This is a genomic window from Mucilaginibacter ginsenosidivorans (genome assembly GCF_007971025.1).
GTDB lineage: Bacteria > Bacteroidota > Bacteroidia > Sphingobacteriales > Sphingobacteriaceae > Mucilaginibacter > Mucilaginibacter ginsenosidivorans.
In genome coordinates this window covers 4996341-5022250 of the sequence record NZ_CP042436.1, presented here as the reverse complement: position 1 = coordinate 5022250, position 25910 = coordinate 4996341, and the positions used below count along the sequence as shown (strand labels likewise).

The 25910-nt window shown below is 46.3% G+C and carries 26 protein-coding genes; 10 read left to right on the top strand and 16 right to left on the bottom strand.

Annotation, left to right across the window (positions count from 1 at the left end):
• Window positions 1-169 precede the first annotated feature (169 nt).
• The 4 genes from fabG (at window position 170) to FRZ54_RS22860 (ending at window position 4227) form a co-directional block, all read left to right on the top strand.
• Entirely contained in the window at window positions 170-913 is a 744-nt protein-coding gene (gene fabG / locus FRZ54_RS22875) for a 3-oxoacyl-[acyl-carrier-protein] reductase (RefSeq protein WP_147034123.1), read from the top strand.
• Between the two features lie 12 nt (window positions 914-925).
• A complete protein-coding gene (locus FRZ54_RS22870; protein WP_147034122.1) occupies window positions 926-1447 on the top strand; it encodes a hypothetical protein in 522 nt (173 codons plus the stop codon).
• A gap of 84 nt (window positions 1448-1531) precedes the next feature.
• Window positions 1532-3622: a vWA domain-containing protein gene (locus FRZ54_RS22865; RefSeq protein WP_147034121.1), complete on the top strand. Its 2091-nt coding sequence runs from the start codon at window positions 1532-1534 to the stop codon at window positions 3620-3622.
• On the top strand, window positions 3619-4227 hold the full coding sequence (locus tag FRZ54_RS22860; protein WP_228462575.1) for a trimeric intracellular cation channel family protein: 609 nt from the start codon (window positions 3619-3621) through the stop codon (window positions 4225-4227). The genes FRZ54_RS22865 and FRZ54_RS22860 overlap by 4 nt, the downstream gene beginning before the upstream one ends.
• A gap of 41 nt (window positions 4228-4268) precedes the next feature.
• On the opposite strand, the gene FRZ54_RS22855 is transcribed toward FRZ54_RS22860, so the two are convergent.
• The 11 genes from FRZ54_RS22855 to carA form a co-directional block, all read right to left on the bottom strand.
• Entirely contained in the window at window positions 4269-4568 is a 300-nt protein-coding gene (locus FRZ54_RS22855; RefSeq protein WP_147034120.1) for an FtsB family cell division protein, read from the bottom strand.
• Window positions 4569-4688: 120 nt separating this feature from the next.
• Window positions 4689-5942 carry a DEAD/DEAH box helicase gene (locus FRZ54_RS22850; RefSeq protein ID WP_147034119.1) on the bottom strand — a complete coding sequence of 418 codons (1254 nt, stop codon included), beginning with the start codon at window positions 5940-5942 and terminating at the stop codon, window positions 4689-4691.
• 224 nt (window positions 5943-6166) lie between these two features.
• Complete coding sequence (locus FRZ54_RS22845; RefSeq protein WP_147034118.1) at window positions 6167-6988, bottom strand: hypothetical protein; 822 nt, start codon at window positions 6986-6988, stop codon at window positions 6167-6169.
• Between the two features lie 386 nt (window positions 6989-7374).
• Window positions 7375-8676, bottom strand: a complete 1302-nt coding sequence (eno, locus tag FRZ54_RS22840) for a phosphopyruvate hydratase (protein ID WP_147034117.1) — start codon at window positions 8674-8676, stop codon at window positions 7375-7377.
• Between the two features lie 120 nt (window positions 8677-8796).
• Window positions 8797-9363 carry a hypothetical protein gene (locus tag FRZ54_RS22835; RefSeq protein WP_147034116.1) on the bottom strand — a complete coding sequence of 189 codons (567 nt, stop codon included), beginning with the start codon at window positions 9361-9363 and terminating at the stop codon, window positions 8797-8799.
• 13 nt (window positions 9364-9376) lie between these two features.
• The gene (locus FRZ54_RS22830) at window positions 9377-10534 is read right to left on the bottom strand and encodes an ABC transporter permease (protein ID WP_228462574.1); all 1158 of its coding nucleotides are present in this window, start codon (window positions 10532-10534) and stop codon (window positions 9377-9379) included.
• A gap of 13 nt (window positions 10535-10547) precedes the next feature.
• Window positions 10548-11312 carry an ABC transporter ATP-binding protein gene (locus FRZ54_RS22825; protein ID WP_147034115.1) on the bottom strand — a complete coding sequence of 255 codons (765 nt, stop codon included), beginning with the start codon at window positions 11310-11312 and terminating at the stop codon, window positions 10548-10550.
• 143 nt (window positions 11313-11455) lie between these two features.
• Window positions 11456-11659, bottom strand: coding sequence for a hypervirulence associated TUDOR domain-containing protein (locus tag FRZ54_RS22820; protein ID WP_147034114.1), 204 nt, complete (start codon window positions 11657-11659; stop codon window positions 11456-11458).
• A gap of 37 nt (window positions 11660-11696) precedes the next feature.
• Complete coding sequence (locus tag FRZ54_RS22815; RefSeq protein WP_147034113.1) at window positions 11697-13379, bottom strand: DUF5060 domain-containing protein; 1683 nt, start codon at window positions 13377-13379, stop codon at window positions 11697-11699.
• Between the two features lie 655 nt (window positions 13380-14034).
• Window positions 14035-14646 carry a hypothetical protein gene (locus tag FRZ54_RS22810; protein WP_147034112.1) on the bottom strand — a complete coding sequence of 204 codons (612 nt, stop codon included), beginning with the start codon at window positions 14644-14646 and terminating at the stop codon, window positions 14035-14037.
• A gap of 109 nt (window positions 14647-14755) precedes the next feature.
• The gene (gene carA, locus FRZ54_RS22805; protein WP_147034111.1) at window positions 14756-15859 is read right to left on the bottom strand and encodes a glutamine-hydrolyzing carbamoyl-phosphate synthase small subunit; all 1104 of its coding nucleotides are present in this window, start codon (window positions 15857-15859) and stop codon (window positions 14756-14758) included.
• Window positions 15860-16324: 465 nt separating this feature from the next.
• Between carA and panB the strand changes: the two genes are divergently transcribed.
• Both panB and FRZ54_RS22795 read left to right on the top strand, forming a co-directional pair.
• Complete coding sequence (gene panB / locus FRZ54_RS22800; protein WP_147034110.1) at window positions 16325-17140, top strand: 3-methyl-2-oxobutanoate hydroxymethyltransferase; 816 nt, start codon at window positions 16325-16327, stop codon at window positions 17138-17140.
• Between the two features lie 100 nt (window positions 17141-17240).
• Window positions 17241-17966, top strand: coding sequence for an RluA family pseudouridine synthase (locus tag FRZ54_RS22795; protein WP_147034109.1), 726 nt, complete (start codon window positions 17241-17243; stop codon window positions 17964-17966).
• 5 nt (window positions 17967-17971) lie between these two features.
• Here FRZ54_RS22795 and FRZ54_RS22790 read toward each other — a convergent pair whose 3' ends face one another.
• From FRZ54_RS22790 to FRZ54_RS22775, 4 genes are all read right to left on the bottom strand, one after another.
• Window positions 17972-18334, bottom strand: a complete 363-nt coding sequence (locus FRZ54_RS22790; RefSeq protein ID WP_147034108.1) for a hypothetical protein — start codon at window positions 18332-18334, stop codon at window positions 17972-17974.
• On the bottom strand, window positions 18331-18930 hold the full coding sequence (locus FRZ54_RS22785) for a TolB family protein (RefSeq protein ID WP_147034107.1): 600 nt from the start codon (window positions 18928-18930) through the stop codon (window positions 18331-18333). The genes FRZ54_RS22790 and FRZ54_RS22785 overlap by 4 nt, the downstream gene beginning before the upstream one ends.
• Before the next feature lie 116 nt (window positions 18931-19046).
• On the bottom strand, window positions 19047-20033 hold the full coding sequence (gene yiaK / locus FRZ54_RS22780; protein ID WP_147034106.1) for a 3-dehydro-L-gulonate 2-dehydrogenase: 987 nt from the start codon (window positions 20031-20033) through the stop codon (window positions 19047-19049).
• A gap of 95 nt (window positions 20034-20128) precedes the next feature.
• Window positions 20129-21169 (bottom strand): NAD(P)-dependent alcohol dehydrogenase, encoded by a 1041-nt coding sequence (locus tag FRZ54_RS22775; protein WP_147034105.1) that lies wholly within the window; start codon window positions 21167-21169, stop codon window positions 20129-20131.
• 181 nt (window positions 21170-21350) lie between these two features.
• Here FRZ54_RS22775 and FRZ54_RS22770 point away from each other — a divergent pair, with 181 nt between their 5' ends.
• Together FRZ54_RS22770 and purN are read left to right on the top strand one after the other, a co-directional pair.
• Window positions 21351-21839 carry a lipocalin family protein gene (locus FRZ54_RS22770; RefSeq protein ID WP_147034104.1) on the top strand — a complete coding sequence of 163 codons (489 nt, stop codon included), beginning with the start codon at window positions 21351-21353 and terminating at the stop codon, window positions 21837-21839.
• Between the two features lie 144 nt (window positions 21840-21983).
• The gene (gene purN, locus FRZ54_RS22765; protein WP_147034103.1) at window positions 21984-22562 is read left to right on the top strand and encodes a phosphoribosylglycinamide formyltransferase; all 579 of its coding nucleotides are present in this window, start codon (window positions 21984-21986) and stop codon (window positions 22560-22562) included.
• A gap of 42 nt (window positions 22563-22604) precedes the next feature.
• Here purN and FRZ54_RS22760 read toward each other — a convergent pair whose 3' ends face one another.
• Complete coding sequence (locus tag FRZ54_RS22760; RefSeq protein WP_147034102.1) at window positions 22605-23006, bottom strand: hypothetical protein; 402 nt, start codon at window positions 23004-23006, stop codon at window positions 22605-22607.
• Between the two features lie 164 nt (window positions 23007-23170).
• On the opposite strand from FRZ54_RS22760, the gene purH reads away from it, so the two are divergent.
• On the top strand, window positions 23171-24697 hold the full coding sequence (purH, locus tag FRZ54_RS22755) for a bifunctional phosphoribosylaminoimidazolecarboxamide formyltransferase/IMP cyclohydrolase (protein WP_147034101.1): 1527 nt from the start codon (window positions 23171-23173) through the stop codon (window positions 24695-24697).
• A 112-nt stretch (window positions 24698-24809) separates the two neighbouring features.
• A complete protein-coding gene (locus FRZ54_RS22750; protein WP_147034100.1) occupies window positions 24810-25832 on the top strand; it encodes a rod shape-determining protein in 1023 nt (340 codons plus the stop codon).
• Window positions 25833-25910: the final 78 nt, after the last annotated feature.

The window sequence follows — 25910 nt, the reverse complement described above, 5'->3', positions numbered from 1 at the left end:
GTTGAAAGAGTAGCGGAATAACGATTAATATAAAAAGTTGCCAGGATTTAAGTTGTAGTAGTAATTTCATTATTATGATTTGGGATGAATAAAATTATAACTATCTGGCGGGTTTTTCCACTTTCCGACTAATTATCTATCTTCGACCCCCGAAACCATTCTGAAAATTATGAAATTACTGGAAGGAAAAACAGCACTGATAACCGGCGCCTCGAAGGGCATAGGCCGTAAGATAGCCGAGAAATTTGCCGAGCATGGCGCAAATGTAGCTTTCACCTACTTGTCGTCTGTAGAAAAAGGGCAGGCGCTGGAACAGGAACTGCAAAGCTATGGTACCAAAGTTAAAGGTTACCGGTCTGACGCTTCCAAATTTGATGAGGCCGAAAAGCTGATCAATGATATCATAGCCGATTTCGGCACGCTGCAAATTGTCGTAAACAACGCCGGCATCACAAAAGATGGTTTACTGATGCGCATGACCGAAGAACAGTGGGACGACGTATTGGATGTGAACCTGAAATCGATATTCAATGTCACCAAAGCTGCATCAAAGATCATGATGAAGAACCGGGATGGCGTATTTATTAATATGAGCTCGGTAGTTGGTGTCAACGGTAATGCCGGGCAATCCAACTATGCAGCATCCAAAGCAGGTATCATCGGTTTCTCTAAATCCATCGCAAAAGAATTAGGTTCAAGAAATATACGCACCAACGTGGTGGCCCCTGGTTTTATCAAAACCGAAATGACCGAAGTGCTGGACCCGAAAGTAGTTGAAGGCTGGGCGCAGGCCATCCCACTAAAACGTGGCGGCGAAACCGAAGATGTAGCCAATGCCTGCGTTTTCCTGGCATCGGACATGGCGGCATATATTACCGGGCAGGTAATTCCGGTTGACGGGGGAATGTTGTAGGCGAGGCCCATCATGAGTATTGGTTTTGAAAATCTTGATGATCATGTAATTCCAATGGCCGAATTCCTTTTGAAGTATCGTTTCACCGATCCCGACTATGAGGAACTTCCGCAGTCGCATTTAGCCCAGCTAAAACCATTAGATACTCACGGCTCTAAGTTTTTGTGGAATTACATCAAAGAAGCTAATATTCACCTTGATTTCCCTTTTAAGCGCGACTTGTTTAACGTTATTGATAAGTTTATGATAACAGGTGACGACGAGCAGGAAACAAAAAAATGGCTTTATAAACGTGGTTTCCCTTTTGACAAACCAGTTTATTTATCATGGCAGCCTGATTTGGCGATGATAATACCCTGGGAATTATTAATAAAATATTTTGACGCGTTTTATTACAGCATCGCGGACGATCTTACGGTGATAGATCAAAACTTAAATTGGGCATTGCTTTTTTTTCATGAACACGAAATCTATTTTGGTTCAAACGAGAAATATACACCGCATGAGGTGTCAGAAGATACAAGTTTCCTTTGATGACAAACTTTCAATCATCTCACAATAATTTCGCATTTTGCACCATAACGTAAAACGTATTACGTTTAACGTCAAACCCAAAGGATGCAGCTTTTATTTTCAGTAACATGGGGAACAGTTTCAGGATGGTGGACACCTATTTGCCTGTTGCTGGGTTTGCTTTATGCCTGGCTGCTGTACCGCAGTCCTTCTGGCCTGGCTAAAAAAATACGCTACGCGTTATTTGCCGCCAGGACCATTGCCGTTTTTATCACTTCATTTTTACTGATCGCGCCGCTTGTACGGTCGGTAAGTTATACGCAGCAAAAACCGCTGGTGCTGATAGTGCAGGATAATTCACAATCCATCGGCACGTTTAAGCCGGGCGGTTTTAAACCGGATCAATTTGTTGGCGAACTCGCAAAGCTGAAAGAACAGTTAGGCGATAAGTACGACGTTCGTGAGTTCAATTTTAGCCGCGACCTGAAAGATAGCCTTTCAAACAAATTCGACGGAAAGCAAACGAATATCTCATCGGCGCTGGATAAGTTGAACGAACGTTTCGCCAACCAGAACATCGGCGCTTTGGTGTTGGTTACGGATGGCTTGTACAACCAGGGCAGCGATCCGCTATACGAGGCGAAAAATCTTAAAACAAGCGTTTACACCGTTGCTTTGGGCGATACTACTGCCAGGCGTGATCTGTTGATAGGTAATGTCAACTATAACAAAACCGCTTTTTTAGGGAATGATTTTGTGATCGAAGTTTTGGCAGAGGCCTTCCAGGCAAACGGGGAGACTATAAGGCTTAACGTATCCGAAGACGGCAAGCAGGTGGCTAACCAAAATGTTGAGGTTAATTCGGATAACTTCCGCAAGGTAATACCACTGAAACTGAACGCCGATAAAAAAGGTATCCGGAAATTTACCATCGATATTACTCCCGTAAAAAACGAGTTATCGGTTCAGAATAATTCGGAAACTATTTATGTGGATGTGCTGGATGCCCGGCAGAAGATATTGCTGCTGTATGATGGTCCGCATCCGGACATCAGCACGATCAAGCAGGGTATAGAGGTTAACAAGAATTACGAAGTAAAAACCAGCCTGCTTACTGATGCGGCGTCGCTTAAACTGACTGATTATAGCCTGGTTATCCTTTACCAGTGTGTCTCAAATGGTTCAGGAGCCCTGCAGAGTTTTATCACGAAAGGTAAGGTGCCCGTATGGTATATGCTTGGCGCGCAAACCGATCTGCCGCAATTCAACAATGAACAAAAGGCTATACAGGTATACTCTAACCGTAACCAGGTGCAGGAGGTGTTCCCGATGCCGGCTAGCGACTTTTCACTATTCACCCTTTCCGACTCGACCAGGAACAAATTAAGCAAATTACCACCACTGATAGCGCCTTTTGGTAACTACCGTACGGCGGGAAACGATCAGCTGCTATTAAAACAGCGCATAGGCGAAGTCCCAACGCCGTACCCTTTACTCCTGTTCGGTGACGACAACGGGCGCCGTATAGGGGTATTAACGGGCGAGGGCCTCTGGCGCTGGTCGCTGGCCGAATACCAGTCGTACGGAAATCACCATGCTACAGAAGAGCTATTGGGCCAGTGTGTGCAATATCTTACGGCTAACAGCAACCGCCAGCGTTTCCGGGTCTATCCTGCTAAAAATGTATTTGATGAAGGCGAAAATATCATCCTGAATGCTGAACTATACAACGAAGCGCTGCAACTGGTAAACACCCCTGATATAAAGATCAACCTCAAAAGTGATTCGGGCAAAAATTATAGCTTCCTGTTTACCCGCAGCGGGCAAAGTTACCAGTTGGATGCAGGGACTTTACCCGTTGGCGATTATGGCTATACTGCTTCGGCGAAACTGGGCGATCAAAATCTGACAGCCAATGGCCGCCTAACCATTAAACCTTTAAATTTGGAGACCCGCCAAACGGCCGCAGACCATAAGCTTTTAGCGGCTTTGGCACAACAATCGGGCGGACAAATGCTGCAGCCATCGCAGGTTGGCCAACTGGCGGATCTGATCCAAAAGAACGAGAATATCAAAACGGTTGTGTATGAGGATAAGCATTATAGCGACCTCGTGGGTGTGAAATGGATATTTGTATTTATTGTAGCTTTGTTGAGCGCCGAATGGTTTTTGCGCAAGCGCGAAGGCGAAGTATGATGATCAACATTTCACCGGCCATAGAAATTGCAGGCACAGTGGCTTTTGCTGTCTCCGGCTCTTATTCGGCAATGCTGAAACGGCTGGATGTTTTCGGTGTGCTGATCATGGGTTTTGTAACGGCGATTGGTGGCGGCACCATACGGGATGTAATGATAGGTGATACACCAGTGGCGTGGATGCGTGATTACCGTTTGCTGCTGATCATATTGGGGACAGTAATAGCAACCATACTTTTCAAAAAATACATCAAAACACTCAAAACGACGCTGTTCCTTTTCGACGCGCTGGGCCTTGGGCTGTTTACAATCATCGGCACGCAAAAAGGCATTGCCGCAGGGCTTAACCCGGGTGTTTGCGTTGCGCTGGGCACCATAACAGGTTGCTTTGGCGGCGTTATCCGCGATATTTTGCTGAACGATATACCTTTGATATTCCGTAAGGAAATTTATGCTACGGCCTGCATTGTCGGCGGCACATTATACGTGCTGCTGGTGGATCATATGGATCCGCAGTTGGTAAAAATAATAGCTGTTGTGATGGTATGCGCGATCAGGATAGTAGCGGTGAGGTATAAATTATCGTTACCAAAATTTTACGCCTGACAGGGGTCGGAAATCTGATGTCTGCCCTCTGATCTCCGAAATCACTCCGCCTTTTTATCCTTTACGATAACGAAAACATCCTCATTGGCTTTCTTCATCAGGTATTTTTCGCGGGCGAATTTTTCGAGTTTTTCCTTGTTGGAGGTTAGTTCGTCCAGGTCCTGGGTAGCTTTGGCGGTCTCTTTCTGGTAAAAATCGCGCTCGTGTTTCAGCTTGCTCAGCTGCTGGTGATATTGATATTGCGAGAACAGGTCGTTTTTGTCAAAAAATACCATCCACACCAAAAAGGCAAGGCTCACCACGAAATACTTGTTCCTTAAAAGATGCAGCAGACGCTTCATTTCAAACCAAAATAATTTTCGTTTAAAGCTATTTATTTATTTTGAATGCCACAAGTGGGTTTATTAACTTGTTAACAGGGCAAACGTAGAGACGCATAATTATGCGTCTCTACAAAAATGTTATCTTCTTTTGCCCCAGCGCTTTTTGCCATCGCGGTGACCGGATGAACGCTGCTGTTTTGGTGCGGAAGTTCCGTTTTTGACAGTGGTGTCCATCTTCTTGGCCACAAATGTTGGGCTCATCGGGTAGGGGTGTGCGTCGTTTACCGGTATGGTTTTGCCTATCAGCTTATGAATATCCTTTAGGAAGTCAATCTCCTCAGCCTCGCAAAACGAGAAGGCAATGCCATCCTGCCCGGCGCGACCAGTACGACCGATACGGTGTACGTAAGTCTCCGGGATGTTAGGCAGTTCGTAATTGATCACGTGCGTAAGGTCATCAATATCGATGCCGCGGGCCGCGATGTCGGTTGCTATCAATACCCGTGTGGTGCGGTTTTTGAAGTTTGTCAACGCGCGCTGCCTGGCGTTTTGCGATTTATTTCCGTGTATCGCTTCGGCGGTAATGCCCGCGCGGGTAAGGTCCTTCACCACCTTGTCGGCGCCATGTTTGGTGCGGGTAAATACCAGCGCAGTTTTGATGGTCTTATCTTTCAGAATGTGCAGCAGCAGCGATTTCTTGTCCGTTTTTTCCACATAAAACAATTGCTGTTCTATTGTATCCGCAGTGGATGATACCGGTGTAACCTCCACCTTTTCAGGATTGCTCAATATTGAGTTCGCCAGTTGCTGTATCTCGTTGGGCATAGTGGCCGAGAAGAACAGCGTTTGCCTGCGTGAAGGTACTTTGGCGATAATCTTCTTTACATCGTGCACAAAACCCATGTCCAGCATGCGGTCGGCCTCGTCCAGCACCAGGAACCTGATGTGGTCCAATCTTACATAGCCTTGGTTCATTAAATCGAGCAAACGGCCCGGCGTGGCTACTAAAATATCTACGCCACGGCGCAAAGCGTCGGTCTGTGGATTCTGGGAAACACCGCCGAAAATCACCAGGTGTTTTAAGCCTGTGTGACGACCATAAGCAGCAAAGCTTTCGTCTATCTGTATGGCCAGTTCGCGTGTTGGGGTTAGTATCAGCGCCTTAATTGTTTTCTGCTCTTTGTGCTGCAGCCTGTCCTGGTATAAAAGCTGCAAAATAGGGATGGCGAAGGCGGCGGTTTTACCGGTGCCGGTTTGAGCACAGCCCAACAGGTCGCGCTGTTTTAATAAAATGGGTATGGCCTGTTCCTGTATCGGGGTGGGCGTGGTATATCCCTCGGTTTTTAGGGCCCTGAGGATAGGCTCAATTATATTTAAATTGTCGAATATCATGTAATGTATCTGCTATAATGTGCTAACGCGAATGCATAAGCGGATCTGAAGAGTCGTCCTGAGAAATCAAAACCGTAAGCGAACGGGTACTATATTTTTTGCAAAGATACGGTTTTTTGGTGAGGTAAAGGATAAAGGTTAAGTGCGAACGATTGACTGAGTTGGATATTACAAAAAGAAAGCCCCGGCAAAAGCCGGGGCCCGCTAAACGTAAAGTTGATCTGTTATGTAGTAATAGTTTGGGTAAGCAGGTTTACGTGGTAGATGGTGCTATTGCCGTCGATGATCATATCGGCCATGTGGTTGCCCAGGAAGGTCATGGTGCCGGTAATGCTCCAATGGTAGCCGTAAGCCTTAAAGGTTGCGGTACCGCTCAGGATATCCTTTTTGCACACATCTATTGTCAGGTCCTTCAGGTAGTACACCGAGTTTTCGATGTCGGCGTAAGTCTCGTCACAGCCGCATGATATGTTTATCAGCTGGTAAAAATAGTTGGTGCCGTTAACGCCGATGAATTGGTGCTTATCGTCCTTGCATTCGATGGTATAGTATTGTTTTACGTAATAATTTTGGAACAAGCCTTTGGGTGTAGTGCGGGTAGTGCCCAGCGAATCGTACGCGGTATAACCAGCATGCTTGCCGTCGACACAATTAAAAAAGAAGTTAAGGTTGCCGCCTGTGTGCGATACGGTATCGCCTTCCATCGAGTCAACGCTTACCAACGAATCTGTAAAAAATCCGCAAAGGGCGTTGGTGTTTAAACCGTGGTGCGGCCCCATGTGACCTGATAGCGAAACAGAATCGACGCCGTCCATCAGGTTTGCGCCGCCCAGTTTGCCGTAAAGCGAATTCGCCATATTTAACGCCAGCTGGCTGCCAATAGCTTTTGTATCTACTGTGTTTTTAGTAGTGGTTGTTGTGGTTGAAGGAACCGGGGTATTCTCATTTTTCCGGCACGAAGAGTAAACCAGCAATATGCAAACTGCGATTGCTATAAGCGGGTTTATGTTAATTTTTTGTTTCAGACCAGGTAACTGTTTCATCATGTTTGGTATTTAATCAATATTAAATAAATTCTCAAATTAGGTAGCCGGTAATTAACCGGCGAGAAAATTAGTGCGAATAGCATGCCACTACCTGCATATTTATGCAAGTGCAAGTTTCGGGCCACTTTAACAATATTTTATAAGTTGCTAATAACAGGCGTTTTATGCATAACATGCTGAAGTTCAATTTATCCTAAGCCGCTTTAACCCAGGTTTTGCAGGTAGCCGGATACCTTTAAACAACGCGGTGGGAAATTGGGGGAATTGTTTCCCCAGAATGGAAGGCGGCAGGCCCCAATGGCGTACCTGTTTATAAATAATAAAAGCCCCGGTTTTGCCGGGGCTTAGATAAAATAGCTTTTAGCTTTATACTTTCCGCTTTTAGCTTATTTGCGGTTCTTAAAATATTTAAAATCCTTACCGATAAACTTTGCGGTATCGCCCAGTTCTTCTTCAATACGCAGCAACTGATTGTATTTGGCGATCCTGTCCGACCTTGAAGCCGAACCGGTTTTGATCTGGCCGCAGTTTAAGGCAACTGCCAGGTCGGCGATAGTTGAATCTTCAGTTTCGCCCGAACGGTGACTCATTACCGAGGTGTAGCCATTGGTTTGTGCCAATGTAACCGCATTGATGGTTTCAGTTAAGGTGCCTATTTGGTTTACTTTTACCAGGATAGAATTGGCAATATCATTATCAATACCTTTTTGCAGGCGCTGCACATTGGTTACAAACAGGTCGTCGCCAACAAGCTGCACTTTGCTGCCTAGCTTTTCGGTCAATATTTTCCAGCCGTCCCAATCGTCCTCGGCCATAGCGTCTTCAATGGAAATGATCGGGTATTTTGCAGCAAGTTCGGCCAGGTAATCAGCCTGCTCGGCGCTGGTGCGGATAGCTCCTTTTTCGCCTTCAAACTTGGTGTAATCGTATTTGCCGTTAACATAAAATTCAGAAGCGGCGCAGTCGAACGCCAGACAAATATCAACCCCCGGTTTGTAGCCGGCTTTTTCGATCGCTTTTAAAATAGTTTCAACGCCATCTTCCGTACCGTCGAAAGTTGGTGCAAAACCACCTTCGTCGCCAACTGCGGTCGAAAGGCCGCGGTCGTGCAATATTTTTTTCAGGTTGTGAAACACTTCCGACCCCCAGCGCAATGCTTCGGAGAATGAAGGAGCGCCAACCGGCATGATCATAAATTCCTGGAAGGCGATAGGCGCATCGGAGTGCGAACCGCCGTTCACGATGTTCATCATCGGGATGGGCAGCGTATTGGCATTAACACCACCGATATAACGGTACAGCGACTGGCGGCTTTCCTGTGCAGCAGCTTTAGCCACAGCCAGCGATACACCTAAAATCGCGTTAGCGCCCAGTTTGCCTTTATTTTCGGTGCCGTCAAGTTCGATCATCAAAGCGTCTATCGCATTCTGTTCGAATACATCAACGCCCTGCAGTTCTTTGGCAATAATATCGTTTACGTTGGCAACAGCTTGCGAAACGCCTTTGCCCATATATTTTGTTTTGTCGTTGTCACGCAGTTCAACAGCCTCGTGTGCGCCGGTTGATGCACCGGACGGCACCGCAGCACGGCCCAAAGCGCCGTTTTCGGTCAAAACATCTACTTCGATAGTAGGGTTACCACGCGAGTCGAGTATCTGGCGGGCGTGAACGTCAATAATTAAGCTCATTTTGTATTGTTTTAGGTACTGAAATTAGTTAGTGTCAAAAGTACACTAATTATGTTTTATTTTCCAAATATAATAAGGATATTTAGTAGAGGGGTAATTTACTTGAATATTAACGGTAATTTAATGTGGATCGATGAGTGATTTGTCGATATACCAATCGTCTTTGTAATGTTTAAAATCGCTGGTAATCTTTAAGGAGTTAAGATTTGATTTTTTAGCTAAGCGGATAAGACATGGTGGATGACCCGCATAAAAAGGATTGATAAAAACGTCGCTGTCATCGTCGACACTTAAAAATTTGAAATCGAGTTTTCGGAATTTATTTATAAGTACATCAATTTGGCTTGCTGTAAAGTAATCCTTACCTTTTTGCTGTTGCAATTCCGGGTTTGTTATACCGGTAATTTTGTTTTTCGATTCATTAACCGTTACAAAGTACACCGCGGAATTTTTGTTGAATCTATTTAGTGTATAGGTTGTTTTAAAAGAGTCACTTAACCCGATGGTAATTACGACATTTTTAAACGCTGAAAAATCTTCGGTTTGATATTTTTTAACTAAGTTGTCAATTTCGGCTTTGGGTATCTTCTTATTATCGGCACCGACTACGTCTGTAAAGTTATTCTTATTGCCATGCCGGCAAGAACATATTAAGATGGCAATGAAAATATAAGCCAGATTTTTCATCTCTAATAATAGCCTACTCCCACTTAAACGTCTTAACCGCTGCGGTGTAAACGATAACGAACCAGATGGCCAGTATCAGCAGGTCGTGGGTTACATCGCCTAAGCCGGCGCCTTCAAAAGCTACATCGCGCATAGCCTTGTTAAGGTAGGTGAGGGGTAATATATTACTAAGCGATTGCAGCCACGACGGGAAGGCCGTGGTGGCGAAAAATGTACCTGATAATAAAAACTGCGGCAGTGTGATGATATTGGACAGCGGCGGTACCGTGCTCTCGTTTTTGGCGAGGCCCGATATAATAAATCCGAAGCCCATGAACACGATAAGCCCAAGTGCCGACAATATGAGCATATTAATTACCGTGGTAACGCCATGAATAAGGGTAAACCCAAACAGGAAATGCCCTACCAGGATAATGAACAAGGCGCCTATCCACGAGAATACCAGCCGTGCAATGGCCTCGCCCAGAACAATGCTGTAGCGCTTTACCGGGGTGGCAAAAAAACGCTTGATGACCAGGGTTAACCTTAAACTCAGGAATACAAATGCGGTACCGAATACCCCGCTGCTTAACAGCGAAAAACCCAGCATGCCGGGCAACAGGAAGTCGATGTATTTGTATGCGCGGCCCCTGATGGTGGTCTCCTGTAATTCAACTATCGGCGAAGGCTCTTTTTGGGCAGGCTTGTTTGCGTTGTAGGCGATATTGGTAAGGATCATTTTAAAGATATTTCCTTTATCGCCGGACGCAGTGCTGTATTTGGTATTCACCGTGATATAAGGCGGCGTCATGCTTTTTTTGATGTCTATGATAGCAGCAAGGTTACCCTTTGACAGATTTTTTTCCATTTCGGCGGTGCTCTGACTGGTTATCAGGTTTGCCACCTTATGGGTTTTGAGTCCCCTGTAAAAATCATTGGCCGTGTCGCAGGTTTTAGCTACCCCTACGTCGGCAGTAACAGCACTGCCGCCGATGTTGGCAAAAACCACGATAAATATCAGCGGAAATGCCAGGCTAAATACCACGGCCGACGGGCTGCGTAATATGGACCGAAAACTGGCTTTGGCTATGGCCAGTGTGGCCTTGGTATTGCTGTAGGGTTTGGTATTATTTGTCATTGGGTCATTGGTCATTAGGTCATTGATTTTATAGCCTGCTGCTGCAACTGCCACTGCTACTCAAAGTTTATTCCGGTCGCCATTCCTTGCCGGTCATATTGATGAAAACATCTTCCAGGTTGGCTTCTTTTACCTGTTTCTTTCGCTCAAATCCCGTAGCAACCAGGTTATCGATAAAGCTGTCGGGCGTGTCAATGCCGATCACATGCCCGCCGTCGATAAAGGCTACGCGGTCGCAAAGCACTTCCGCTTCATCCATGTAATGGGTTGTTATCACAACGGTGGTGCCGCGGTCGCGTATCTCCCGTATCAGGTCCCAAAGGTTACGGCGTGCCTGTGGGTCGAGGCCGGTAGTTGGCTCATCCAGGAAAATGATCTTGGGGTCATTAATGAGCGTGGTAGCTATGGAAAAGCGCTGCTTTTGGCCGCCGGACAGGTCTTTATATTTGGCCTTTGCTTTTTCAACCAGGGCCACTTTCTCCAGCATTTCCTTTGGTGTTTTATCCACACCATAAAGGCCGGAGAACAGCACGATCAGTTCGGAAAGGTTCAGGTTGGGATAATAGCCTGCTGCCTGCAATTGCACGCCGATACATTTTTTAATGCCGTCCTCATCCTTGTCGACCGAAAAGCCGTTGACAGTGACCTCGCCCGAGGTTTTTTCGCGAAGGGTTTCGATGATCTCGAGCGTGGTGGTTTTGCCGGCGCCGTTCGGGCCAAGCAGGCCAAATATTTCGCCCTCATAAACCTCGAAACTGATATCGTTGACGGCTGTAAAATCACCGTATTTTTTAACAAGGTTTTTTACGGTGATGATAGGTTGTTTTGCCATGGTGTAAAAATGGCAACGAAAAACGGAATATCAATGAAGTTTTCGGTAAATGGCCGAATTTTTTAGGTAAAAAGCTTCAGCCACGCTGCCCCGGTGGGGAGGGCATTCAAACCCTGCCCTATAGCGGGAGATTAAGAAGCGGGCTATTTCTTCAACTCGCTTTCCGATTTCAGTACTTTACTGCCGTCTTTTTGCTTAATATCATAGACTGGCTCGTCCTTGCTGGCGTTGCGTTTTACTTTTGTCCCTTTGATAGTTTTTTCGACTGGTTTATCGTGCTTGCCGGTTATTTTTCCTTCGGCTTCGTGTGCGCCCCATTTCCAGTGTACGGTGTCTCCCTTTTTCATAAGTTAATATTTAAAAGTTAAACACGCCAAACCGGCGTTAGTTCGCCGTTACCACAATAAGTTTTTCTTTTTTTGCCGGCAGCCTGAAACTGCCGATCACGATTTTGCCTGCCTGCATCGCTAATTTTCCGCCCGGTTTGATCGACTGATCGTTCGGGTCAAAATAACTGATAGTATAATTTTTGTCACTTGCCGCGAATGAAACCGGGGTGCTAACAGTTGCATCGGTATTGTTAAGTAAATAGATGAAATACTTATTACCGCATTTCACGCCATAGGCTTCAATATCACCCGAGGACACCGGGAATTGCTCAAAGGATCCCTTACCTGCTCTCAGCATTTCGTCGCTTATCTGGCGTAAGCCTTTGAAATAAGGTTCCATGTTCTGTTCGTCGAACATTTCCCACCACCAGCTCATAGGTAAAATAGGGCATGGGCTGAAAAGGCCGTACCACAGCCCGCGTTTAAAATCATAATCAGCTTCTACGGCATACTTACGGTCATCGTCCTCCCAACGGTATCCAAACTCGCCGACAACGTAAGGTTTTCCGAATCCATTAATATAATTCCAATAAATACCTGGAATTTTGTCGGTATGCTTATAAATGTGTTTCTGGTTAAAATCGATATAGGCAATTGAGTTCATCCCGGGAATATCCCTATGCGAAACGCTGGTGGTTACCAAATGCCCGTAAGGATCGATATCCTTCAAATAGCGGCTCATCTCATCATGCCATTCGGTAATGTAATGAAGGGGTATCAATACGCTGTCGGCGCCATTGAAAGCGGCGTTGTCTATCTCGTTAAAAAACTCAAAAGCCGCAATGCTGGTACTGTATCCCCACCGCGCAACAATGTAGCGCAGCTTATTTTTGTACATGGCGCGAGCTTTTTGCGAGGTAAAGTATTCGGTTGGTGTTTTGGCCGGACCTCCGTTTGCCGCGTTGTAATTGCTGTTCTTCCAGCCACCTTCTTCCATTAAGTGACCGTGCCAGTCCATCGTCAGCATAAATTTAAGATTTAACGAGTCTGTAAGGTTCACCAATTCATCCATCCGTTTAATGGCGCCGGGATTGTAGTAAGCATCGCTGTTGCTATAGCGTTTGGTCGAATGAACCTTCTTCCACTCCAGCGGCAGGTTCCAGTAGCACATCCAGGTGCGGAAAAAGTTTGCGTCGTTGCCACTCAGTTTGGGCAGCAGGTAATCATAAGTCCATTTATCCTTTTCGAACGAGCGCGATTCCCAGCCTACATTTTCGCCGATACCACGGAACAATTCACCGTTATCATATTTAAAGGTCCAAAGATTGTTTTTATGCAGGAAGCCTTTCTCGCTGCCCGGTTCTGCGATGAATGAGCCATTGGCCGATTCCAACCCTTTTCCACTGGTGTGCAGGACAAAATGATACTCGTATCTTCCGACTTCCTGCGGCGCAAAGCGTGCTTTCCATAACGAGGCCTTTTCATCACCGCTTTCGTAATAGCAAGGCAAAACAATTGGTTTTCCGGAAGGCGAGGTCATTACCATGTTAAGACTGATATCGGCTTGGTCGTAAGCATTGTTGAACGGCGCGGAGATATGAATATTCCACTCTGCTTTCTGATACTCTTTTACCTTGCCAGTTGTCAATTTGTAATCAGCAATACCAGGCTGGGCATAGCTTGTAAAAGCCATTAACGCGGCAAAGTATAGGAAGATGAGTGTTTTGGCTGCTTTCATTAGGTTTATTGGTTGGTGAAGCAGCTATAAAGATAGGGTATTATTGCCGTCGGCCTCCTGACGAAAAGCAACGAATGCTGGTATTAATTTAACATGTTCGCGAACGAACGAGTAAAGGTCTCCGCCCTTTCCAGCAGGTAATTGTAAAATTGTATTAATGTTTTCATTGTATAAGTAGTTGTGCAAAGTAAGGCAACTGCTATTAAGCTGATGAGTAATTGGTGTTAAGATATTGTTGCTTTATGTTAAGGCGTTTGATATCGATTCATCATGGACTCACCCGACCGACGCTTCGCTGGGTCACCCTCTCTACCGCGGGCGGTAAAGGGGGTATTTGTATTTTCCCTGAATTTAAAAAGCCCCCTCTTTACGAAGGAAAGAGGGGGCAGAGGGTGAGTCGACTCGCCGCTTTATTATATATTGAACCCCTTACTTCACCAAATGGCCCAATGTATGCAATATGGCATGCAGGTGCTGTGCGGTGTCGTGAACGAGGTGGAAGAGCTGTATGATCAATATGGTTTTCATGGTTTTATTTGTTTTGCGGTACAAATATGCCCTCACGTACAGGAAACCGTGATATTTATTTGGCGAACAGCCCGAAATTGTCGGTGAATGGATTAAGCGGGGGGATGAACCGGCGAAAAAACCCTGGTCAATAGCTCACCCTGTACCAACTATTACCGAGCTTTTTAACATTGCCGCCACCGAACGGGTCAATCCCACTGTTGTACTCTCGAATCTCGGCCGGATCATTTGTGTAGATAAAGGCGGAAAAATGGCCAAGAGACCCCCGGTCAATGAAAAATTCTACTGAAACAATACCGTGGGCTTTTTCTTTTATCAAAATATTGTCGCCACCATTTGAAATGGGCAAGATCGAATTTCTTGATAAGTGGTATATCCTGTTGTTTAAAAGGTTATTTGGTTTTAACAGGCCGTTCTTTACATCAATAATAATTTGCTCCCTTTCAGTTCGTCTTAATGTCCAGTCCAGGTATTCCATCGCCCGGTTCCCTCCAATGGTAGTAAAATAGCCGGTAACAACAACCAGCGTTACTGCGATAACATGATAAGGCAACGTTGTCGACCTGTATTTGATCAATTTTATGAGGAGGACAATTGTTAGAATTAACCCAAGCAATGCGTATGGAGCGAGGAACAGCAATTTTTCAAGACCGGAGGTATAATAATAGAAGAAAACGGCCTGAAAGATCACCATAATCAACAGAATATTTGAAAATATGGTTTTATGGGTCTTGCTCACGGCGATAAAGTTCGATGCAAAGTACTTAAAACTTTTCAAACAGAAAAGACCTGCGTTTGTGCAAGCCTTTTGATATTCTGTTTGAGCCGGTGTTCTTGACCAGCCATCACTATTTCATCAACTCAATAAAATCATCGAACAAATAGCGGCTATCGTGCGGGCCGGGCGATGATTCGGGGTGATATTGTACCGAGAATGCTTTTTTGCCCTTTACGCGGATACCCTCTATCGATTTATCGTTCAGGTTGACGTGGGTGATCTCAACCTTGTCCGATGCTCTAACGGCTTCGGGCACTACACCAAAACCGTGATTTTGGGAAGTTACCTCGCAATGATCTTTAATAATATTTTTTACCGGGTGGTTCAGCCCGCGGTGACCGTTGAACATCTTTTTGGTCGGGATGTCATTAGCCAGCGCCAGTAACTGGTGACCCAGGCAAATACCGAACATCGGCTTTTCTGATTTTAATATCTCTTTAACGGTTTCTACAGCATAAGGCATGGCAGCCGGGTCGCCGGGACCGTTGGATATGAAATAACCATTCGGCGCAAAATCTTTCTCCATTTCGGCAAAAGTGGTTTTGGCCGGGAAAACCTTAGCGTATATATCACGGTCGTGAAAATTGCGCAGGATATTCTTCTTTACACCCAGGTCAAGCACGGCCACTTTATATTTGGCGTTCTCATCGCCGAAGGTATAAGTTTCTGTAGTTGATACTTTGGACGACAGCTCCAGCCCGTCCATGGATGGCACTTCATCCAGTTTCTTTTTCAACTCGTCAATATCCAGTATCTCGGACGAAATGATGGCGTTCATGGCACCCTTATCGCGGATATGCCTTACCAACTGGCGGGTGTCAATGTCCGATATAGAAACGATGTTCTGCTCCTGGAAATAATCCTGTATCGATTCCTGCGCCTGCTTGCGGGTATAGTAAATGTTGTAATTCTTACAAACCAGTCCGGCTATCTGTATGTGGCCCGATTCAACTTCCTCGTGTGCGATACCGTAATTGCCGATATGCGCATTGGTGGTCACCATGATCTGCCCGAAATAGGATGGATCGGTAAATATCTCCTGGTAGCCGGTCATGCCGGTATTAAAGCAGATCTCGCCGGTAGTGGTGCCTATTTTGCCCGCGGCTTTGCCATAAAATACGGTCCCGTCAGCCAGCAATAAAACAGCCGGTAACTTGGTGAAGTTGGTGATCATATACGTAAAAAATTGAATGGTTAATGCGCCGGTAATACTGGTGTTCAGTTCCGTGAAATTCTTTGCAAGAAGTGCAGCCGGCAAAACTTGAATTCACGCCGCAAAAGTAAGGAATTATTTCGAATGCCGGATGCGGAATTTTGAATTTTTAAAAAGAGTCTTTGGGCGTTTCCCTGCGGGTCGCGCTATACGCTTATACGCCACGCGCTTTAAGCACTGGGCCGGTATTCCTGCCCTGCCGGCGGGCAGGCGCTTCTATCGCTAACGCATTTACCTGGCACTGAGATTTAGAAGATCAGAAGGTTGCGGGATAATTTGCCCGGGGATCATGGTAAGCCAATTGTAAATAAATCCGAAATTGAACATTCGAAACGGCAAAGCCTTCTTGAGCGCCAAAAACAAAATACATGCGAAAAATTCGAAATCACAAAAGAGTTTTACCTTTACCGCATATTTGCACACATCATGTCTGTCAATAAAGAGATCAAACGGGTTACTACCAATAGTTTGCAGGAAATGAAAAAGCGCGGCGAAAAGATAGCCATGCTTACGGCCTATGATTATTCAATGGCTACTATTGTGGACGAAGCCGGTATGGACATCATCCTCGTGGGCGATTCAGCCTCCAACGTAATGGCCGGGCACGAAACAACACTGCCCATTACACTCGACCAGATGATCTACCACGCATCGTCGGTGGTAAGGGCCGCCAGGCGGGCGCTGGTTGTTGTCGATCTGCCATTCGGTTCGTACCAGGGTAATTCAAAAGAAGCGCTCAATTCGGCCATCCGCATTATGAAAGAGGCAGGCGCGCATAGCGTTAAAATGGAAGGCGGCGTTGAAATAGCTGAATCGATCACCCGCATACTGGCAGCGGGCATACCCGTTATGGGGCATTTGGGACTTACACCGCAATCGATCTATAAGTTCGGTACTTATACCGTACGGGCCAAAGAAGAGGCCGAAGCACAAAAATTGCGCGAAGACGCGCTTAAACTGGAAGAACTGGGCTGCTTTGGTATTGTGCTGGAGAAAATACCCGCGCAGCTGGCCAGGGAAGTGACCGAAAGCATTCATATCCCGACCATCGGCATAGGCGCCGGTAAATATTGTGACGGGCAGGTGCTGGTAATACACGATATGCTTGGTATTAACAAAGGTTTTAAACCGAGATTCCTGCGACAGTACGCCGATCTGAACAATGTGATGAATTCTGCGTTTAAAGCATATATCGATGACGTGAAAGCTAAAAACTTCCCGAACGATAAAGAGCAATATTGATGTGCAGATGCGTAGATATGCAGATGTGCGGATGAAAGCTGTTTAGTGCATGGTTTTGCAAGTGCCATGAACTATTATCTATGAACAATATGCCTTACCTATGTGCGCAAGAGTTAATATAAAGTACGTCGACCGTGATATTACAGACAACGATATCCTGTATGAGGATAATCACCTGATTGCGATCAATAAAAGAGCGGGGGATATTGTACAGGTGGATGAAACCAACGACGAGCCGCTGGATGAAAAGGTAAAGAAATATATCGCCCAAAAATATAAAAAGCCCAATGGCGCTTTCCTTGGCGTGGTGCACCGGCTGGACAGGCCGGTAAGCGGTGTTATCCTTTTCGCCAAAACCAGCAAGGCGCTCGACCGGATAAACCTGCTTTTTAAAAACCGGGAGATGCAAAAAACGTATTACGCAGTTGTCCGCAAACGCCCCGAGCCGCCTGAAGGTAACCTGGTGCACTGGCTGCTAAAAAATCCGCAGAAAAACGTTACCCGTGCCTACGACCAAATGGTACCCGACGGGCAGCGGTCGGAATTGAATTACCGCCTGGCAGGCGAACTGGAAGGGTATTATTTGATAGAAGTAAATCCCATAACCGGGCGGCCGCACCAGATAAGGGTACAGCTTTCAACTTTGGGCTGCCCCATTGTCGGCGATAATAAATACGGCTACCCGCGCGGTAGTCTGCGAAAAAGCATTTGCCTGCACGCGCGCAGGCTGCGCTTTATCCACCCGATAAAAAAAGAGCCGGTAGAAATTGTTGCCCCTTTGCCAAAGGATGGTTTTTGGGAAAAGTTTGAGGGGATGGTGGACTAGACATCCTATAGTCCGTGCGCTTTCAACAATTCGCTGATATTCACCTGCCAGATATAGTTCTCCGTCGGTACTTTTACCCCGTCTTTATTAATCTGATTTGAAAAATAAAGTGTTTTGAGATCGGGAGAGAGGCGGGCCTCGACGCCAAATACCTTATCCGAAACCGCTTCGCGCAGGTCGATCGGTTCGCTCCAGCCATTCGGAGTTCGAAAGACGATGAACAGGTCGGAAGTTTTAGCTGGCGCCGGTGGCCGGGGTGATGAGAATACCAGGAAAGATTCATCGGGTGCTACCGCGGGGTCAAAATCTCCATGTTTGTCGATACAAAAGGACGCGCGTACAGGGGTTTGATATTGCCCTCCCTTCAATTGCGAGCGGTAGATGTGAAATACCCGCCGCTATCGGCCCGCATAAAGTACAGGCTGCCGTCGCCCGCAACAGCCGGACTAAATACGGAACCGTTTTGATTAATGATGTCGGGTAAACGCTCAGGCTCGCTCCATCCTTTTTTGTTGTGATTTGTCCTCCATAAATTGCCGCCGTGACCGGGATAAGCGTGTCCGCCCCAGTTTCCATCAAGCAAGGACCCTCCGGCTGTTTTTGGACGACTTGAGGCGAAGATCAAATATTTTCCATTAGGGGCAAACGCTGGTTCGAGGTTTGCATAAGTGCCGGAAAAAGGGGCGACGACCGGGTTGGTCCAGGCGCCGTTTTTAAAATAAGAAGCTACAATAGTAATGCTCTTTCTGTCCTCTGTTTGCCCGAGATAGACCGATCTCCCGTCGGGCGAGAAAGCGGGCGCGGCAACGACATTCGTTGTGCCCGGGAGTATTCCCGGCGCGAACATAACCACCTCCGGTTTTGCTTTCGCGGTGGTATCTGCTAAAATTGGCGTAAGGTTAGTTGTGCTATGCGCCAATATGGGTAGCAGGAAAATGGGAAATATTATCGGGTAAACCTTCATAATGATAGTTGCTGATCTATCAAAGGTTTTGAATTACGTGCGACTGGAAGAATCAATTCAACCACTGGGTGGTAATATTCAATAGCTTCGCACGAATATTTAGTAAACGGAATGGTTTAAAGAGTTAATACCTTTTCCCAAACTTTTTCATCCACCCAAACACCTTCTTTCAAACTTTTTTCACGGGTTCTCAAAGTGTTTTCGCCAGGGTAGAAAATAGTGCCGCCTTCTTTCCCGGGGCGGCTGCTTTTGGAATAAGCTATTATTTCTTCAATAAGACTTTCGGTTTGTGAGCCGGTTGGTCTGATCGCTATGAAAACCTGCGAAACACCTGATTCTGGTCCGGAATGGGTTATTGCAGCGGTTGAGCGCCCCTGGCTAAGCACGGTCGCCAACAGATCGAGCACCAGGGAAAGACCCGATCCTTTCCAAAAACCTACAGGTAAAACCCGGCCTGATTCAAGAATAGCAGCAGGATCAGTACTAAGAGTACCTTCGGCATCATAACCTCCCGGTAGAGGGAGCTGTTCGCCTTTTGATTTATAAAAATTCAGCTTACCGATGGAGTACTGTGATATGGCCATATCCAGAACTACGTGGCCACCTTTTCGGGGAACAGCGATGATAAGCGGGTTGTTCCCAAGCCTCGGATCAATACCGCCCCAGGGGGGCATATTGGCTATTGTATTAGTAAAACAAATGCCGATCATCCCGGCATCCGCTGCGTGCCAGCCGTAAGTGCCGCCGCGCATCCAGTGGTTAGTGTTTTTTATAGCGACGCAGCCAATCCCGTTTTCGCCGGCAAGGACGATGGCCCGGTCCATACAAATGCGCGCATTCAGCATACCGGGACCCAAATTTCCGTTCCAATGCTCCAGGCTGCCAAAGCCACCTTCTTTTACCGGCCCTGCATCTGGGATCACATACCCATCCTTCACATACTGAACAAAAGTTGGGAAGCGGTTAAGGCCGTGCGTATGCACCCCATCGCGACTGTTTTCGGCAAATATCTGCGCAATCTGATCGGCTTTATCGTGATCGAACGCAAGCGCAAGCAATATGCGTTTGAATTCGGATTTGAGCGTTGGGAATGGTATCAGCATAAGTTGATTTAGTTGATTAAGTTAGACTAAGTTGATCGGGCTGGATATGATTTAACTAAATCAACCACTCTCTCAATCAACTCAATCTAACTAAACTACAAAGAAGCCATATCGATCACAAAGCGATAACGCACATCGCCTTTTATCACGCGCTCAAACGCTTCGTTAATATAATCCATACTGATCACTTCCACTTCGGAAACAATGTTGTGTTCAGCGCAATAGTCCAGCATTTCCTGGGTTTCTTTTATGCCGCCGATCATGGAACCGGCCAGCCGCCTGCGTTTGGAAATCAGGTTAACAGCTGAAACCACGGGCGCTTCGGGCGGGATGCCCACCAATACCATAGTGCCATCCAGTTTAAGCAGTTGCAGGTAATCGTCATATTCATGCTGGGCCGAAACCGTATTGATGATAAAATCGAGCGAGCGGGCCGTAGCGGCCATTTGGTTGGGGTCTTTGGTTACAACGAAGTGATGCGCGCCTAATTTTTCCGCATCGGCTTTTTTTGACGGAGATGTACTTAGTACTGTTACTTCGGCGCCCTTTGAAACAGCGAATTTCACCGCCATGTGCCCGAGGCCACCTAAACCAACCACACCAACTTTGTGTCCCTTGCCCATTTGCCATGTTTGAATAGGCGACCACGTGGTAATGCCCGCACAAAGCAGGGGCGCCACGCCGGCAAGGGGTAATTTTTCAGAGACGCGCAGGGTGTATTTTTCGTCGACTACGATCTGGTTCGAATAACCGCCGTAAGTTACGTTGCCGTCCTTATCGATGCTGCTATAGGTAAAAACCGGACTCTCATCGCAATATTGTTCCAGCCCGGCAACGCAGCTTGGACAATGACGGCACGAGTCGACAAAAACCCCGACGCCCGCAATGTCGCCGGTTTTAAACTGCGTAACCTGGTCGCCCACCTTAACCACCCTGCCTACTATCTCGTGACCGGGCACCATCGGGAATATGGCGCCGCCCCATTCGTCGCGGGCCTGGTGAATATCGGAGTGGCAAACGCCGCTGAATAATATTTCTATCTGTACGTCGTGCGGACCAACGTCGCGGCGCTCGAACTTAAACGGCTCTAAAGGAATTTTCGCACCGGGTGCGGCGTAGCCTTTTGCTGGTATCATAAGTTTTTGGTTTTAGTTTACAGCAAACTTAATCGAATACCGTCAAAATAATTGTAATAAAAAGTACATATTATAAATTGATATTGTAAATGTTACACTTACACTAAACGAGCATTTTAAAAGTTATATAGGATGATGCGGCTATTGAGCCGGATTTCCTATTTTTGGCGATATTAATTTCATGAGAAATAAACTGCTGCTGTTGTTTTTGTCCGGAGCCCTGTTCGTCGGGTTTATCTCTAATTCGTGCAAAAAAACGCCTGATTATTTGCCCACGCTGATAACAGCGGGCCCGTGGCAGCTGGCTTCGACCCAGGTTGACCATTTGGTTGGCGATACGCTTAAATCGACCGATACTTTATATGCGGATTGCTCGCAGACACAAGTATTTACTTTCAATGCTGATGGCACCTGTACCTTTACCAATTTTTCCTGTAAAGAGCAAAAAACCACCGGCCATTGGTCTTTTTCAGCAGACAAGCTTAGCCTCAATTGCGATATGGTTTGCGACTCTGCAGGTAAATCAATAAAACCATTTGAAGTTGCGCAGATACGTAATCTCGGCCAATATTCATTGGTATTGCGAACGGGTAACCTACAGGCGTATTATCCGCCTAATGCCGCAAGGATAATCAGGCGCTATGGTTTTGTTCGGGTAAAAACACAATAACTTGTTGATTAAAAACGGTAAACCATTATCTTTGGGTCGGTGTCACGCCCGGGAGAACGTTTTAGCGCTTCCCGTCGTATAAACGATTAACTTTGCGAACAAAAGCCTTGTTTTGCAGTTTATTGCAGTTAACAAGAAACATTAATGAAAAAAAGGATTGCGATTTTTGCTTCTGGTTCCGGTTCAAATGCTCAAAAAATAATGGAGCATTTTAAGCGCAGTTCAGAAGCAGAAGTTGTTTTGATACTGACAAACAATCCCCAGGCCTACGTTTTACAGCGCGCCGACAACTTCGAGATACCTTCACATATTTTTTCGCGGCACGAGTTTTATGAGACTGACGGAATCATTCGCCTGCTCAAAAATCTGCAGGTCGACCTGATCGTGCTGGCGGGTTTTTTATGGCTGGTGCCTGCAAACCTGCTTAAAGCGTTCCCTAACAAAATTATCAACCTGCACCCGGCCCTCTTACCCAAGTACGGCGGCAAAGGCATGTACGGCGACCATGTACACAAAGCTGTGCTGGAAGCTAAAGAAGAGGAATCGGGCATTACCATCCACTTTGTCAATGAGAAATTTGATGAGGGCGAGATACTGCACCAATCCCGCTTTAAGATCGAACCAGGCGATAACCTGGAAATGATCAAGTTCAAAGGCCAGCAACTAGAGCACCAGCACTTTCCAAGAGTGATAGAGAGTTTGCTAAAGAAGATGAAGAGCTGAAATAAGAGGTCTGAAGTCAGATAATGGAAATGCTTTCCTTCTTTATTTCACAAACACAACTGAACATCCTTCGATACACCTGTTAGGCGCGATGGGCGACATCTTAAGCGTATCCTCGTTGATCTTATAAATGAAAGTTCCGTAATCGGTGCCTGTGCCCGTCAACTTAATGGTTATACTGTCTATCAGTGTGTAGTGATCAAAACCGGGGAAGGACGTTCCGGTTAAACTGCCATCCGTATTGAAAGTTGTTTTTGTTTGGGTCACCGCCGGTACAAAATATTGCGGCCCGCCGGCGCTTAAATAGTTGCCGATAAACTTCCAGTCGCCGTATAGCGAAGCATTGACCTTTTTGATATGGGTAGTAACAGGGTTCTCATTCTTTTTACACGCATAAAGCTGTACAGCGATAGCGATGATCAATAAGGCGGTTAATTTTTTCATGTTCAGGGCCGGTTTCTAACTAATACGAGGAGTAATACCCGCTTCGCGACACGGTGTTAAAGTTATCTTAAATTTTTCTTAATTAATCCCTAAAAAAACTAAACCCTTGTCTCAAATCTCTGATCTCAAATTACTACCTTTGCGGCTCAAAAAACAGTGTGCCCATGAGTCAGCCCGTGCAAATAAAGAATGCCTTAATTTCAGTCTATTACAAAGACAATCTTGAACCGATCATCCACGAATTACACCGCCTCGGGGTGAAGATATATTCGACCGGCGGAACGGAAACCTTTATCCGCAGCTTGGGTGCCGAGGTGATAGCGGTGGAGGACCTGACATCATACCCTTCTATACTCGGCGGACGTGTGAAAACCCTCCACCCAAAGGTGTTTGGCGGTATACTCGGCCGCAGGAATTTTGATAGCGACGAACAGCAGATGGAGCAGTACGAGATACCGGAGATTGACCTGGTGATCGTAGATCTTTATCCTTTTGAAGAAACGGTTAAGTCGGGCGCCGGCCAGGATGATGTGATCGAAAAGATAGACATTGGCGGCATATCCCTTATCCGCGCAGCGGCAAAGAATTTTAAAGACGTCGTTATCGTTGCATCGAAAGATCATTATACCGAACTGGCTGAAATTTTGAAAACGCAGAATGGCGAAACAGGTATAGAACAGCGCAAATCCTTCGCGCAGCGGGCGTTTAACATTACATCGCATTACGATACGGCGATATTCGAATACTTTAGCCAGGGCGAGCAATTGCCGGTTTTTAAACAAAGCATACAGCAAAGTTCGGTTTTGCGTTATGGCGAGAATCCGCACCAAAAGGGTGTTTTCTATGGCAACCTGGATGCGATGTTCACTAAACTAAACGGCAAGGAACTTTCTTATAATAACCTGGTGGATGTTGATGCAGCGGTAGCACTAATAGACGAATTTACCGAGCCGACCATCGCTATTTTAAAGCATACCAACGCCTGCGGCATCGCAAGCCGCTCGTTTATTAAAGAAGCCTGGATAGACGCTTTGGCCTGTGACCCGGTATCGGCTTTTGGTGGGGTGATTATATCTAACGAAGAGATCGATGCGGAGACCGCGGCCGAGATCAATAAGTTGTTTTTCGAGGTGCTGATAGCACCCGCTTATACCGACGAAGCGGTGCAGATATTCAAGGGAAAGAAGAACCGGATCATCCTGGTCCGTCAGCCTGTTGAATTACCTGTAAAGCAATTTAAAACACTTTTGAACGGGGTGATAGAGCAGGATAAAGACATGACCGTTGAAGGGCCTGACCAGATGCGGACGGTGACCGACAAACAACCGACGGAACATGAGTTAAAGGACCTCTACTTTGCCAATAAAGTGGTAAAACATACCAAATCAAATACAATAGTTTTCGCAAAAAATGCCCAACTGATGGCCAGCGGCGTTGGCCAAACCTCAAGGGTCGACTCGTTGAAACAGGCTGTGATTAAGGCAGAAAGCTTCGGCTTCGACCTAAAAGGCGCTGTAATGGCATCCGATGCGTTCTTCCCGTTCAGCGATTGTGTTGAGCTGGCCGCCGAAGCAGGTATCACCGCTGTGCTGCAACCTGGCGGTTCGGTGAAGGACCAGGACTCCATCGACATGGCTAATCAAAAAGGTATCGCCATGGTAATGACCGGGGTACGCCATTTTAAGCATTAATTAAAAGTTAAGGGCAATAAGTTGAATTTTTATTCGCTTTTAATAACAACTGTTAATACTATTACGTATAATTTTTTTCAACTTAGCAGATAAATTTTCGAAGTAACAAAACATGGGTTTATTTAATTTTTTCACGCAGGAAATTGCCATTGATCTTGGCACAGCGAATACCCTCATCATACATAACGACAAGGTAGTGGTTGACGAACCGTCCATTGTCGCTTTTGACCGCACGACGAATAAGGTGATAGCAATAGGGAGGCAGGCCATGCAGATGGAGGGCAAGACCCATGAGAACATACGTACCGTGCGTCCATTGAAAGACGGTGTTATAGCCGACTTTAACGCGGCCGAACACATGATACGCGGCATGATAAAAATGATCAACAAAGGCAAGGGCTGGTTCTTCCCGTCGCTGCGTATGGTGATCTGTATCCCATCAGGTATTACCGAGGTGGAGAAACGTGCCGTTCGCGACTCGGCCGAAATAGCCGGGGCAAAGGAAGTTTACCTGATACACGAACCAATGGCAGCCGCCGTAGGTATCGGCATCGACGTAGAGGAGCCTATGGGTAACATGATCATCGATATCGGTGGGGGTACTACCGAAATCGCGGTTATCGCTTTATCGGGTATCGTTTGCGACCAATCTATCCGTGTTGCGGGTGATAACTTCGACTCAGACATTGTACAATACATCCGTCGCCAGCACAACATTATGATTGGCGACCGTACTGCTGAAAAGATAAAAATTGAAGTGGGTGCGGCGCTGCCGGAAATTTCAGATCCTCCGGGCGACTTCGCCGTACAGGGTCGCGACCTGATGACCGGTGTGCCAAAACAGATCATGGTATCGTATACCGAGATTGCGCATTGCCTTGATAAGTCGATCTCCAAAATTGAAGAAGCTATCCTGAAGGCGTTAGAAATAACACCGCCGGAACTTTCGGCAGATATTTACCAGACCGGTATTTACTTAACAGGCGGCGGGGCGTTGCTTCGCGGCCTGGATAAACGGGTTGCGGCTAAAACCAAGCTGCCGGTTCACGTAGCCGAAGACCCGCTTCGCGCCGTTGTACGCGGTACGGGCACGGCGCTGAAAAATATCGGAAACTTTAAGTTTCTTATGCAATAATTCAGATGTGAGATTTGAGATATGAGATTTGAGACAGGCCGGTTTTTATCTCATATCTCAAATCTCATATCTCAAATC

Bases quoted from the DNA above. Each gene is read 5' to 3' on its own strand.
- fabG (WP_147034123.1), top strand. From the start codon at position 170: ATGAAATTACTGGAAGGAAAAACAGCACTGATAACCGGCGCCTCGAAG.
- FRZ54_RS22870 (WP_147034122.1), top strand. From the start codon at position 926: ATGAGTATTGGTTTTGAAAATCTTGATGATCATGTAATTCCAATGGCC.
- FRZ54_RS22865 (WP_147034121.1), top strand. From the start codon at position 1,532: ATGCAGCTTTTATTTTCAGTAACATGGGGAACAGTTTCAGGATGGTGG.
- FRZ54_RS22860 (WP_228462575.1), top strand. From the start codon at position 3,619: ATGATGATCAACATTTCACCGGCCATAGAAATTGCAGGCACAGTGGCT.
- FRZ54_RS22855 (WP_147034120.1), bottom strand. From the start codon at position 4,568: ATGAAGCGTCTGCTGCATCTTTTAAGGAACAAGTATTTCGTGGTGAGC.
- FRZ54_RS22850 (WP_147034119.1), bottom strand. From the start codon at position 5,942: ATGATATTCGACAATTTAAATATAATTGAGCCTATCCTCAGGGCCCTA.
- FRZ54_RS22845 (WP_147034118.1), bottom strand. From the start codon at position 6,988: ATGATGAAACAGTTACCTGGTCTGAAACAAAAAATTAACATAAACCCG.
- eno (WP_147034117.1), bottom strand. From the start codon at position 8,676: ATGAGCTTAATTATTGACGTTCACGCCCGCCAGATACTCGACTCGCGT.
- FRZ54_RS22835 (WP_147034116.1), bottom strand. From the start codon at position 9,363: ATGAAAAATCTGGCTTATATTTTCATTGCCATCTTAATATGTTCTTGC.
- FRZ54_RS22825 (WP_147034115.1), bottom strand. From the start codon at position 11,312: ATGGCAAAACAACCTATCATCACCGTAAAAAACCTTGTTAAAAAATAC.
- FRZ54_RS22820 (WP_147034114.1), bottom strand. From the start codon at position 11,659: ATGAAAAAGGGAGACACCGTACACTGGAAATGGGGCGCACACGAAGCC.
- FRZ54_RS22815 (WP_147034113.1), bottom strand. From the start codon at position 13,379: ATGAAAGCAGCCAAAACACTCATCTTCCTATACTTTGCCGCGTTAATG.
- carA (WP_147034111.1), bottom strand. From the start codon at position 15,859: ATGATCACCAACTTCACCAAGTTACCGGCTGTTTTATTGCTGGCTGAC.
- panB (WP_147034110.1), top strand. From the start codon at position 16,325: ATGTCTGTCAATAAAGAGATCAAACGGGTTACTACCAATAGTTTGCAG.
- FRZ54_RS22795 (WP_147034109.1), top strand. From the start codon at position 17,241: ATGTGCGCAAGAGTTAATATAAAGTACGTCGACCGTGATATTACAGAC.
- FRZ54_RS22785 (WP_147034107.1), bottom strand. From the start codon at position 18,930: ATGAAGGTTTACCCGATAATATTTCCCATTTTCCTGCTACCCATATTG.
- yiaK (WP_147034106.1), bottom strand. From the start codon at position 20,033: ATGCTGATACCATTCCCAACGCTCAAATCCGAATTCAAACGCATATTG.
- FRZ54_RS22775 (WP_147034105.1), bottom strand. From the start codon at position 21,169: ATGATACCAGCAAAAGGCTACGCCGCACCCGGTGCGAAAATTCCTTTA.
- FRZ54_RS22770 (WP_147034104.1), top strand. From the start codon at position 21,351: ATGAGAAATAAACTGCTGCTGTTGTTTTTGTCCGGAGCCCTGTTCGTC.
- purN (WP_147034103.1), top strand. From the start codon at position 21,984: ATGAAAAAAAGGATTGCGATTTTTGCTTCTGGTTCCGGTTCAAATGCT.
- FRZ54_RS22760 (WP_147034102.1), bottom strand. From the start codon at position 23,006: ATGAAAAAATTAACCGCCTTATTGATCATCGCTATCGCTGTACAGCTT.
- purH (WP_147034101.1), top strand. From the start codon at position 23,171: ATGAGTCAGCCCGTGCAAATAAAGAATGCCTTAATTTCAGTCTATTAC.
- FRZ54_RS22750 (WP_147034100.1), top strand. From the start codon at position 24,810: ATGGGTTTATTTAATTTTTTCACGCAGGAAATTGCCATTGATCTTGGC.